Origin of the sequence: Streptomyces sp. NPDC035033, assembly GCF_040636735.1 — a bacterium.
GTDB lineage: Bacteria > Actinomycetota > Actinomycetes > Streptomycetales > Streptomycetaceae > Streptomyces.
The window spans coordinates 1-11,254 of record NZ_JBEZUZ010000145.1 but is presented as its reverse complement, the minus strand read 5'-3'; the positions used below and the strand labels follow the sequence as shown (position 1 = coordinate 11,254).

Here is an 11,254-nt window from a genome sequence, read left to right as displayed (position 1 = left end):
CTCGCCACCCTTGGCGATGTCGGCGCCCGCGGGGTTGTACTGGCCTTCCTTCGGCGTGATCGGGCCGGCACCGAGGGAGGCGACGTACGCCGCGAGCTGGTCGATCTCAGCCTGCGTGTAGATGACCTTCTTCCTCGGGACCTGGGCACCCGGCTGCTGCGCCGGCATACGGCCGGTGCCGACCTGGAAGTCGACGGCCGCGGAGCCGACGCCGACCAGGGACGGGCCGTCAGTGGTGCCCTGACCGCCGGTTCCGTGGCAGCTGGCGCAGCCGACGGAGTAGAGCTTCTTGCCCTCCTCGATGGCGAGGGACTGGGCGGTTTCATCGGCCTTCGCCGTGCCCGCGGGCGCGAACGCGGCGTACAGCCCCCCCGTGGCCGCCAGCGCGAGAAGTAGGACGACGACCGCCGCCAGCGGATGGCGTCGTCGTGCGGAGAGCTTTTTCACGGATTACCCCGGTGTCAGGATCTTCTGCGTCGATGCTTGCTGGATGTCGGTCCGCCGCGTCGGGCGGTGACCGACTACTTGATCATGTAGATCGTGGCGAAGAGGCCGATCCAGACGACATCGACGAAGTGCCAGTAGTAGGACACGACGATGGCGGCGGTTGCCTGCTCGTGAGTGAACCTCTTGGCGGCGTAGGTCCGGCCGAGGACCAGCAGGAAGGCGATGAGACCGCCCGTCACGTGCAGGCCGTGGAAGCCGGTGGTCAGGTAGAACACCGTGCCGTACGGGTCCGACGAGAGCGAGAGGCCCTCGTGCTTGACCAGCTCGGTGTACTCCAGGACCTGGCCGCCGATGAAGATCGCACCCATCACGAACGTGATGATGAACCACGTCCGGAGCTTCTTCACGTCGCCCCGCTCGGCGGCGAAGACGCCGAGCTGGCAGGTCAGGGAGGAGAGCACCAGGATCGTGGTGTTGGTCGCCGAGAAGGGGAAGTTCAGGGCCGAGGCCTTTTCCGCCCAGAACTCGGGACCGGTCACCGATCGCAGGGTGAAGTACATCGCGAAGAGGGCCGCGAAGAACATCAGCTCGGAACTCAGCCAGATGATGGTTCCGACGCTGGTGAGGTTCGGTCGATTGACCGACGGGTGCGCGTGCCCGGTTTCTACTGTCGTTACTGTCGCCACGACCGACATTATGTCGGTCGCTTATCCCGCCCTCACTCCGGGGGGTGCCGTTCGGAGTGTCAGAGGGGTGTGTCGGGCCCGAACGGCCCATCGCGAGGGCCGCCGGGCACCCTTCGAACAGGTGTTGAACGGGTGTTGACGGGGTGTGGAGCGGAGTAGCATCCCGCGCATCGGTCGAGGACGACCGGCCCGCCTTCCGGACGGAGGAACGATGCAGTCGAGTGCCACGGTCCTGGTCTACAGCGACGACGCGAACACCCGGGAGCAGGTCCGGCTCGCCGCCGGGCGGCGGCCCGCGGCCGACGTGCCCCCGGTGGAGTTCGTGGAGTGCGCGACGCTCCCGGCCGTGCTGAAGCGGCTGGACGAGGGCGGGATCGACGTCTGCGTTCTCGACGGCGAGGCCGTCCCGGCGGGCGGCATGGGCGTCTGCCGGCAGATCAAGGACGAGGTCTTCCACTGCCCGCCGGTGCTGCTGCTGATCGGCCGCCCGCAGGACGCCTGGCTGGCCACCTGGAGCCGCGCGGACGCCGCGGTCACCCTTCCGGTGGAACCGGTCGAGTTCGCGGCGTCGCTGGCGGGGCTGCTCCGCTCGCGCCTGTCGATCGACGCGTAGCCCCGCCGGCGGGGGGTCCTAGAGCGGCAGGGGCCGGAGGCGGGCCTTGGCGTCGTGGGTGGCCGTGGGGTCGCCCTTCTCGGCGACCAGGGCGCTGCCCCGGCGCCACTTGTCCCAGGACAGGTTCCAGTCGCCGAAGCCGTTGCCGAAGGTGTCCATCATGTCGCCGTAGCTGTTGACGGTCTTGACGATGTCGCCGGGGCGGACGGTCTCGTAGAACCAGGCCGCGTTGCCGGTGGACATGCCCACGCAGCCGTGGCTGACGTTGGCGACGCCCTGGGAGCCGACGGACCAGGGGGCGGCGTGCACGTACTCGCCGCTCCAGGTGACCCGGGTGGCGTAGTACACCGACAGGTCGTACGACTCCGAGCTGCCCTCGGAGATGCCGATGCTGGTGCCGCGCATCCGGACGTTGTACTCCTTGCCGAGCACCACTTTGATCCCGTTCCGGGTGGAGAAGCCCGGTTTCCCGGTGGTCACCGGAATGGTTTTGATCACTTCTCCGTTGCGCTTCACGGTCATGTGGTGGGTCCCGGCGTCGGCGATGGCCTCGATCCGGTCGCCGATCTTCAGCCGGAGCGGCTCGGACGGGCCGCCGTAGAGCTTGTCGCCGACGCGGAGGCCGTCGAGGTTGCCGGTGACCGAGACGAGCGCGCCGGCCGGCCAGTACTCCTTGGGCCGGAAGTGCAGCTTCTTGTCGTCCACCCAGTACCAGGAGCCCTCGACGGCGGGCGTGGAGCGGACCTTGAGGGCCCGCTCGACGACGGCGCGCGCGGCCCGGTCCTTGACGGGGAGGCTGAGGTCGGCGGTGATCGGCTGCCCGACGCCGTACGTGCCCGCCTCCGGTCCGAAGGTGACGGTCAGGGCCCTTTTGGCCGGAGCCGTCTCGAAGGTGTACGTACGGGCCCCAGGGGCCCCGTCCGCGTCCTCCGTGGCCACCCTGACGGTGTAACGGGTCCCGGCGGCCAGCGAGGCCGTGGAGCGCCAGGTGCGGCCGTCGGCGGTGAGTTCGCCCGCCAGGTGGCGGCCGGCCGCGTCGGTGGCGGTGACGTCGGCGATCCGCCCCTCGTCGCCCTTGGCGGTGATCTCCAGCGGTTTCTCGGGGTCCAGCCTGGTCCCGTCGGCGGCCGCGAAGGCGATCTGGTCGGCCGCGTCGTAGGGACTCGCCGACAGCGGATGCGCGTCCGGGCCCGCGCACGCCGTCGCGCCCGCGGTGACGGTGAGGGCCAGGAGCGTGCAGCTCAGAACAGTCCGAATGCGCGGCGTGTCGTTCATGACCTCACGCTAAGGACAGTTCCGCGCGCGGGCGCGCCGAGCGCGGCAAAAGAGGGGCCCGGCCGCTTCGCGTACGAAGTGACCGGGCCCCTCGGGGTGTTGCGGGGTGTTACTGGTTCTGGTTCTCACCGCGGTAGAACTCGAAGACCCAGCCCCAGATGCCGACGAGGATCAGCGGCGCGGAGAAGTACATGATCCACCAGCCCATCGCGATGGACAGGAAGGCGAGCGCGCCACCGATGGCCAGCGAGAGCGGCTGCCAGCTGTGGGGGGCGAAGAAGCCCACCTCGCCGGCCTCGTCCGCGACGTCGGCCTCCTTGTCGTCCTGCGCCATCGCGTCGACCCGCTTGGCCGTGAAGGCCAGGTAGTAGCCGATCATGATGGCCAGGCCGAAGGCCAGGAAGAGCGCCGTCGTGCCGACCGGCTCCTTGGACCAGACGCCGTACAGGATCGCCATGGCAAGGATGAAGACGCTCAGCCAGATGAACATCTTGCCCTGGATCTTCACTTGCCGGCCTCCTTGCTGCCCGTGAGGGCCGCGGCCTCGTGCGGCTTGTTCTCCAGCTGGTCGACAGCCGCGATCTCAGGGTGGTGCAGGTCGAACGCCGGGGATTCGGAACGGATCCGCGGCAGGGTGAGGAAGTTGTGCCGCGGCGGCGGGCAGGAGGTCGCCCACTCGAGCGAACGGCCGTAGCCCCAGGGGTCGTCGACCTCGATCTTCTTGCCGTACTTGGCGGTCTTCCACACGTTGTAGAAGAACGGCAGCATCGACAGGCCGAGGAGGAAGGACGAGATCGTCGAGATCGTGTTCAGGGCGGTGAAGCCGTCGGCGTCCAGGTAGTCCGCGTAACGACGCGGCATGCCCTCGGCACCGAGCCAGTGCTGCACCAGGAAGGTGCCGTGGAAGCCCACGAACAGCGTCCAGAACGTGATCTTGCCGAGGCGCTCGTCGAGCATCTTGCCGGTGAACTTCGGCCACCAGAAGTGGAAGCCGGAGAACATCGCGAAGACGACGGTGCCGAAGATGACGTAGTGGAAGTGCGCCACGACGAAGTACGAGTCGGAGACGTGGAAGTCCATCGGGGGCGAGGCCAGGATGACGCCGGTCAGACCACCGAAGGTGAAGGTGATCAGGAAGCCGACGGCCCAGAGCATCGGGGTCTCGAAGGACAGCGAGCCCTTCCACATCGTTCCGATCCAGTTGAAGAACTTCACGCCGGTCGGTACGGCGATGAGGAACGTCATGAAGGAGAAGAACGGGAGGAGCACGCCACCGGTGACGTACATGTGGTGCGCCCACACGGTCACGGACAGACCGGCGATCGCGATGGTCGCGGCCACCAGACCGATGTAGCCGAACATCGGCTTGCGGCTGAAGACCGGGATGACCTCGGAGATGATGCCGAAGAACGGCAGGGCGATGATGTACACCTCTGGATGGCCGAAGAACCAGAAGAGGTGCTGCCAGAGCAGAGCGCCGCCGTTGGCCGCGTCGAAGACGTGGGCACCGAACTTGCGGTCCGCCTCGAGGGCGAAGAGCGCCGCCGCCAGGACCGGGAAGGCGAGCAGGACCAGGACACCGGTCAGCAGCACGTTCCAGGTGAAGATCGGCATGCGGAACATCGTCATGCCCGGGGCGCGCATGCAGATGATCGTGGTGATGAAGTTGACCGAGCCGAGGATCGTGCCGAAGCCGGAGAAGGCCAGACCCATGATCCACATGTCGGCGCCGACACCCGGCGAGCGGACGGCGTCCGACAGCGGGGAGTAGGCGAACCAGCCGAAGTCGGCCGCACCCTGCGGGGTGAGGAAGCCGGCCACCGCGATGATCGAGCCGAAGAGGTACAGCCAGTACGCGAACATGTTCAGCCGCGGGAACGCCACGTCGGGCGCGCCGATCTGCAGCGGCATGATCCAGTTGGCGAAACCGGCGAACAGCGGCGTCGCGAACATCAGCAGCATGATCGTGCCGTGCATCGTGAACGCCTGGTTGAACTGCTCGTTCGACATGATCTGCGTGCCCGGACGGGCCAGCTCGGCGCGCATGAAGAGCGCCATCAGGCCGCCGATGATGAAGAACACGAACGAGGTGACCAGGTACAGCGTACCGATGGTCTTGTGGTCGGTGGTGGTCAGCCACTTCACCACCACATTGCCGGGCTGCTTGCGGCGGACGGGCAGCTCGTTCTCGTACGAGTCCTCAGCCGCGGCACCCTTGGTTTCGTTGGGGATGCTCACAGTTGGTTCTTCTCCGCGTTCCTGGCCGGGTCCGTCTGCTCGATGCCGGACGGGATGTAGCCGGTCTGGCCCTTCTCAGCCAGCTCCTTCAGGTGCGCCTGGTAGCGCTCCGGGGAGACCACCTTGACGTTGAAGAGCATCCGGGAGTGGTCGACACCGCACAGCTCGGCGCACTTGCCGAGGAAGGTGCCCTCCTGGGTCGGGGTGACCTCGAAGACGTTGGTGTGACCCGGGATGACGTCCTGCTTGAAGAGGAACGGAACCACCCAGAAGGAGTGGATGACGTCGCGCGAGGTGAGGACGAAGCGGACCTTCTCGCCCTTCGGCAGCCACAGGGTCGGGCCCGGGTTGCCGGTCTGCGGGTTCCGGTCGCCGGGGATGCCGGCCACGTTGACGCCGCCCGCGTTCTCCGGGAAGTCCTTGATGTACTTGTCCGGAATGGACGCGAGGTTCTTGTCCGTCTTCGCGTCGCCCTCGACGCCGGGCACGTTCTCGATGTAGTTGAAGCCCCAGCTCCACTGGTAGCCGACCACGTTGATGGTGTGGGCCGGCTTGTCCGAGAGGGCAAGGAGCTTCGACTCGTCGCGCGCGGTGAAGTAGAAGAGCACCGAGACGATGATGAGCGGGGTGACCGTGTACAGCGCCTCGATGGGCATGTTGTAGCGGGTCTGCGGAGGTACCTCGACCTTGGTCCGGCTGCGCCGGTGGAAGATGACCGCCCACAGGATGAGGCCCCACACCAGGATGCCGGTGAGGAGCGCGGCGGCCCAGGAGCCCTGCCACAGGGAGAGGATCCGAGGCGCCTCTTCCGTGACGGGGGTGGGCATGCCAAGGCGAGGGAAGTCTTCCCAGTTGTACGAGCAGCCGGTGGCTGTCGCCAGGATCAGGCCCGCAGTCAGCACCTGCGGCAGCTTCCGCCGCATCGGGCGCCGCGACGAGCGGTCGGAGCCGTTGGGACTCACGTAGCGCCTTCCCGAGAGTCTCGGCCCGCGTTTGGTCGGCCACGGCCGTCCGTCTCGCTGGTCGGTCGCCGCCCCGGCCGCGGGCAGGGGTTTGGATGTTTATGCGGACCAAACCCTACTGGACGCTATTTGGGGTCGCGCGGGGAGGGTGCCCAACGCGCCGTCCGAGTCCCCGAAGGGGTGGACCGAAGGGTTCCGGAGAGGGGGCGGAAGCGCCCGTCCGGGGATCTGGCGGCCCGCCGCCGGGCGCTCCTGACGGGCGCTCACCCCGGGCGGCCGGTGCGCGCCGCGCGGTCCGCCCGCGCCGCCCGCGGGCCGCGGCGGAGGGGCCCGGCCCCAGGCTCTACCGTGGGCGGATGCCGTACTTCGACGCCGCGTCCGCCGCTCCCCTGCACCCCGTCGCCCGTCAGGCGCTGCTCGCCGCCCTGGACGAGGGGTGGGCCGATCCGGCCCGTCTCTACCGGGAGGGGCGGCGGGCCCGGCTGCTGCTCGACGCGGCGCGGGAGGCCGCGGCGGAGGCGGTGGGCTGCCGGCCGGACGAACTCGTCTTCACCCCTTCGGGGACGCGCGCGGTCCACTCGGGCGTGTCGGGGGCGCTCGCGGGGCGCCGCCGGGCCGGCGGACGGCTCGTGGTCTCCGCCGTCGAGCACTCCTCGGTGCTGCACGCGGGCGAGGCGCACGCGGCGGCCGGCGGGACGGTGACGGAGGTTCCGGTCGGCCGGACCGGCGCGGTGGACCCGGCGGCCTTCGCGGCGGAGCTGGGCGAGGGGGTGGCCCTGGCCTGCCTCCAGTCGGCCAACCACGAGGTGGGCACGGAGCAGCCGGTGGCCGAGGTGGCGGAGGCGTGCCGGGCGGCCGGCGTGCTGCTCCTCGTGGACGCGGCCCAGTCGCTGGGCTGGGGGCCTGTGCCGGAGGGCTGGTCGCTGCTGACGGCGAGCGCGCACAAGTGGGGCGGTCCGGCCGGGGTGGGGCTCCTCGCGGTGCGCAAGGGCGTCCGGTTCGCCCCGCAAGGGCCGTCCGACGAGCGGGAGTCGGGCCGCGCGCCCGGCTTCGAGAACCTGCCGGCGATCGTCGCGGCGGCGGCCTCGCTGCGGGCGGTGCGGGCCGGCGCCGAGGCGGAGGGCGCCCGGCTGCGGGCCCTGGTGGACCGGATCCGGGCGCGGGTGCCGGAGCTGGTGCCGGACGTGGAGGTGGTGGGCGACCCGGTGCGGCGCCTCCCCCACCTCGTCACCTTCTCCTGTCTGTACGTCGACGGGGAGACGCTGCTCTCGGAGCTGGACCGGGAGGGTTTCTCCGTTTCGTCCGGTTCGTCGTGCACGAGCTCCACGCTGACGCCCAGCCATGTGCTGCGCGCGATGGGGGTGCTGAGCGAGGGGAACGTCCGGGTCTCGCTGCCGGCCGGTACGGAGGAGGCGGACGTGGACCGGTTCCTGGAGGTCCTGCCGGGCGTCGTCGCGCGGGTGCGGGACCGGCTGGGCGCGGACGGGGCGGCGGGGACGGGGACGGGGGCCGCGGCGGGCGGGGAGACGGTGGTGGACGCGCTCGGGAAGCGGTGCCCGATCCCGGTGATCGAGCTGGCGAAGGTGATCGGGGCGGTGCCGGTGGGGGGGACGGTGACGGTGCTGGCGGACGACGAGGCGGCGCGGCTCGACATTCCGGCGTGGTGCGAGATGCGGGGGCAGGAGTACGTCGGGGAGGCCCCGTCGCCCCGGGGCGGTCGCGCCTACGTCATCCGCCGCACCTCGTAACCCCCGCCCCCTCGCCCCACCGGGCCCCACCACGGCCCGCGCCGCCCGTTTCGCTGCGGCCCGCGCCCGACGCTCCGTTGTGGGCAGGCGTTCCGCAAGGGGCGGAACGGGTGGGCACAACGGAACGGCACCCTTGCGGGTGCCTCCGCACATGCGCCTGAACCCGCACCCGTACGGCGCCGTACACCGGGTGCGGGTTCAGGCCCGGAAAGCCTAGGCCCGGCACGGGGCGCCGTCCCTGTGCCCACCCGTCCCTCCCCCAAGGACTTCGTCCAGGGGGGACCCCCAGCGGGACGATTGCCCACAGCGACGGCGGGCGCAGCCCGCACGGGGGGACGGTGGGCGCAGCCCACAGGGACGGGGGTGGGTCAGGAGAGGTGGGTGTGGACTTCGGTGGCGGCTTCCTCGCCGTACGCCTTGGTGAAGCGCTCCATGAAGTTGGCGCGCCGCAGCGTGTACTCCTGCGTGCCCAGCGTCTCGATGACCAGCGTCGCCAGCATGCAGCCGACCTGCGCCGCGCGCTCCAGGCTCACGCCCCAGGAGAGGCCCGTGAGGAAGCCCGCGCGGAAGGCGTCGCCGACGCCGGTGGGGTCGACCTTGGCCTCCTCCTCGGGGCAGGCGACCTCGATCGCCGGCTCGCCCGCGCGCTCGATGCGCACGCCGCGCGAGCCGAGCGTGGTGACGCGGTGGCCGACGCGGGACAGGATCTCCTCGTCGGTCCAGCCGGTCTTCGACTCGATGAGGCCCTTCTCGTACTCGTTGGAGAAGAGGTAGGTCGCGCCGTCGAGGAGGAGACGGATCTCCTCGCCGTCCATGCGGGCGATCTGCTGCGAGAAGTCGGCCGCGAAGGGGATCGCGCGGGCCTTGCACTCCTCGGTGTGGCGGAGCATCGCCTCGGGGTCGTCGGCGCCGATGAGGACGAGGTCGAGCCCGCCCACGCGGTCGGCGACGGCCTTGAGCTCGATGAGGCGGGCCTCGCTCATGGCGCCGGTGTAGAAGGAGCCGATCTGGTTGTGGTCCTTGTCCGTGGTGCAGACGAAGCGCGCGGTGTGCAGGACCTCGGAGATGCGGACCGAGCCGGTGTCGACGCCGTGCCGGTCGAGCCAGGCGCGGTACTCGTCGAAGTCGTAGCCGGCCGCGCCGACGAGGATCGGGTTGCCGCCGAGCTGGCCCATGCCGAAGCAGATGTTGGGGCCGACGCCGCCGCGGCGGACGTCGAGGTTGTCCACGAGGAAGGAGAGGGACACCGTGTGGAGCTGGTCGGCCACGAGCTGGTCGGCGAACCGGCCGGGGAAGGTCATGAGGTGGTCGGTGGCGATGGAGCCGGTGACTGCGATACGCACGGCTGGGCGCTCCTGCGGGTGAAGGGTGATGACTCTCCACGGTATCCGGTGCCGGGCCCGCTGCCGAACAGCGGAAACTACCCCAGAGTAGGGCTTTTCTCCGGGGGCGGGTGGTGCATACGGTGCGGCCATGACCACGTACCCCGCTCCCGCGGAGCGAGACGAGTCCGAGCTGAGCCTGGCCGAGCTGTGCGGGGCCGGTGCCCGGATGGCCCCGCACTGGGTGGCGCCGGCCGATCCCGCGCCCGCTCCGGTCTCCCCCTCCTCGATCCTCGGGGTGGTCGTCCCGGCCGCCTCGGCACGGCTGATCGCCGCCACCGCCGAGTACGGCGGCTGACGGGACGGAACCGGTCGCGCCCCCGCCCCGTCCCACCGGTGTCCGATCGACACGAGGGAGCGTTGCGGTGAGCGGTACGGAGAGCGGACGCGGGCGGCGGACCGCGCTCGTCGCCACGGTGGCGGCGGGTGTGCTGCTGGCCGGGGGCGGCGGGCTGTATCTGACCGCCTCCGGTGACGACGGGGACGGCGACCGGAGCGGGACGGAGTCCCGGGCCGCGGGCACCCCCGCGCCGCCGCCCCTGCGGCTGGGGGGCGCGAGCGGCGGTACGGGCCCGGGCGCGGGGATCGCGCCGGGCGAACCGGACCCGGGCGGCGGCCCGGGCGGGACGGTCTACAGAGCCGAGGGCCCACTCCCCCAAGGGCCTTCGTCGGCCGCGGTCCACCGGCCGGAGGGCCTGGTCACCTCGGAGGAGGTGACCAGGCTGGCCGGGGTTCTCGGCGTGCGGGGCCGGCCGGCGCTGGTCGGGGACGTGTGGACGATCCGGCCCGAGAAGGACGGCCGGGGGCCGCGGCTCGACGTGACCCGGCAGGCGCCGGGGAACTGGACGTACTCCTGGTACGACGGCGGCCCGGTGGGCGACACCTGCCTGAAGGGCCGGGAGTGTCCGCCGCCGGGCGAGGCGAAGCCGCCGGCCGGGGGTTCGCCGGTGAGCGAGGCGGCGGCGAGGGCGGCGGCCGCGCCGGTGCTGAAGGCGCTGGGCCAGGACGACGCCAAGGTGTCGGCGACGCAGGTCATGAACGGCTCGGTGCGGGTGGTGAACGCCGATCCGGTGATCGGCGGGCTGCCCACCTACGGCTGGTCGACGGGGCTGCACATCGGCCCGGACGGGCGGCCGGTCGCGGGCAGCGGGACGCTGAAGGAGCCGGCGCGGGGCGAGACGTACCCGGTGGTGCCGGCCGAGCGGGCGCTCGCGCGGCTGAACGAGGAGTCGAGGGGCACGGGCCCGATCGGGATCGGCGGCTGCGCCACCGACCCGCCGGCCGGGGAGCCGCAGGCGCCCGGCGAGCCCGGCGGCGGGTCCGGGAAGGACGCGCCCTGCCAGACGGTCGTCGACACGGTCCCGCCGCGCGAGGTGCCGGTGACGGGTGCGGCGCTCGGCCTGGCCGCCACGGACACGGCGGACGGGCGGGTGCTCGTGCCGGCGTGGCTGTTCACGGCGGATCCGGCCGACGCGGCGCCGTACACGGTGACCTCGACGGCGGTGGCGCCGGAGTACCTGGTGCCGTCCGCGACGCCGTCCCCCGAGCCCGCCCCGGAGACGCCGGACCAGGGCACGGCGCCGGTGCGGCGGATCGACTCGTACGCGCTGGAGGCCGACGGGCGGACGCTGGCGGTGACCTTCTGGGGCGGGGTGTGCAGCACCTACACGGCGCACGCCGCCGAGGACCCGCGCCAGGTGCGGGTGCGGATCGACGAGAGGATGAAGGAGGGCCGGGCCTGCGTCCTGGTCGCCAAGGAGATCACCGTGAAGGTGACGCTGGCGGCGCCGCTGGGCGACCGGCCGGTGGTGGACGCGGCGAGCGGCGAGGCCGTGCCGAGGCGGTAGCGCCGCGGCCGCGGCCGCGGGGAGAACGGAAGGGGCGGTGGCCCGGGAGCGCGCTC

The 11,254-nt window shown here is 71.4% G+C and carries 11 protein-coding genes; 4 read left to right on the top strand and 7 right to left on the bottom strand.

Annotated features, from left to right (window positions below; translation table 11 throughout):
* A partial coding sequence (locus tag AB0E83_RS33620; RefSeq protein WP_362120323.1) for a cytochrome c occupies positions 1-447 on the bottom strand: 447 nt, incomplete at its 3' end.
* 74 nt (positions 448-521) lie between these two features.
* The gene (locus tag AB0E83_RS33615; protein WP_362120321.1) at positions 522-1,142 is read right to left on the bottom strand and encodes a heme-copper oxidase subunit III; all 621 of its coding nucleotides are present in this window, start codon (positions 1,140-1,142) and stop codon (positions 522-524) included.
* A 202-nt stretch (positions 1,143-1,344) separates the two neighbouring features.
* Between AB0E83_RS33615 and AB0E83_RS33610 the strand changes: the two genes are divergently transcribed.
* Positions 1,345-1,746: a hypothetical protein gene (locus tag AB0E83_RS33610; RefSeq protein WP_362120319.1), complete on the top strand. Its 402-nt coding sequence runs from the start codon at positions 1,345-1,347 to the stop codon at positions 1,744-1,746.
* Positions 1,747-1,764: 18 nt separating this feature from the next.
* Here the strand turns inward: AB0E83_RS33610 and AB0E83_RS33605 are convergent, their stop codons facing one another.
* The 4 genes from AB0E83_RS33605 to coxB all read right to left on the bottom strand — a co-directional run bounded on the left by AB0E83_RS33605 (position 1,765) and on the right by coxB (position 6,221).
* On the bottom strand, positions 1,765-3,021 hold the full coding sequence (locus AB0E83_RS33605; RefSeq protein ID WP_362120317.1) for an Ig-like domain-containing protein: 1,257 nt from the start codon (positions 3,019-3,021) through the stop codon (positions 1,765-1,767).
* Positions 3,022-3,130: 109 nt separating this feature from the next.
* The gene (locus AB0E83_RS33600; RefSeq protein ID WP_362120315.1) at positions 3,131-3,529 is read right to left on the bottom strand and encodes a cytochrome c oxidase subunit 4; all 399 of its coding nucleotides are present in this window, start codon (positions 3,527-3,529) and stop codon (positions 3,131-3,133) included.
* Positions 3,526-5,259, bottom strand: a complete 1,734-nt coding sequence (ctaD, locus tag AB0E83_RS33595; protein WP_362120313.1) for a cytochrome c oxidase subunit I — start codon at positions 5,257-5,259, stop codon at positions 3,526-3,528. Before ctaD ends, AB0E83_RS33600 begins: the two co-directional genes overlap by 4 nt.
* Positions 5,256-6,221 (bottom strand): cytochrome c oxidase subunit II, encoded by a 966-nt coding sequence (gene coxB / locus AB0E83_RS33590; RefSeq protein WP_362120311.1) that lies wholly within the window; start codon positions 6,219-6,221, stop codon positions 5,256-5,258. Before coxB ends, ctaD begins: the two co-directional genes overlap by 4 nt.
* A gap of 356 nt (positions 6,222-6,577) precedes the next feature.
* On the opposite strand from coxB, the gene AB0E83_RS33585 reads away from it, so the two are divergent.
* Entirely contained in the window at positions 6,578-7,969 is a 1,392-nt protein-coding gene (locus AB0E83_RS33585) for an aminotransferase class V-fold PLP-dependent enzyme (RefSeq protein WP_362120310.1), read from the top strand.
* A 368-nt stretch (positions 7,970-8,337) separates the two neighbouring features.
* Here the strand turns inward: AB0E83_RS33585 and AB0E83_RS33580 are convergent, their stop codons facing one another.
* Complete coding sequence (locus AB0E83_RS33580; RefSeq protein WP_362120308.1) at positions 8,338-9,312, bottom strand: carbohydrate kinase family protein; 975 nt, start codon at positions 9,310-9,312, stop codon at positions 8,338-8,340.
* A 130-nt stretch (positions 9,313-9,442) separates the two neighbouring features.
* Here AB0E83_RS33580 and AB0E83_RS33575 point away from each other — a divergent pair, with 130 nt between their 5' ends.
* A complete protein-coding gene (locus AB0E83_RS33575) occupies positions 9,443-9,649 on the top strand; it encodes a hypothetical protein (RefSeq protein ID WP_362120306.1) in 207 nt (68 codons plus the stop codon).
* A gap of 67 nt (positions 9,650-9,716) precedes the next feature.
* Complete coding sequence (locus AB0E83_RS33570) at positions 9,717-11,198, top strand: hypothetical protein (RefSeq protein WP_362120304.1); 1,482 nt, start codon at positions 9,717-9,719, stop codon at positions 11,196-11,198.
* The last annotated feature ends 56 nt before the right edge of the window (positions 11,199-11,254 follow it).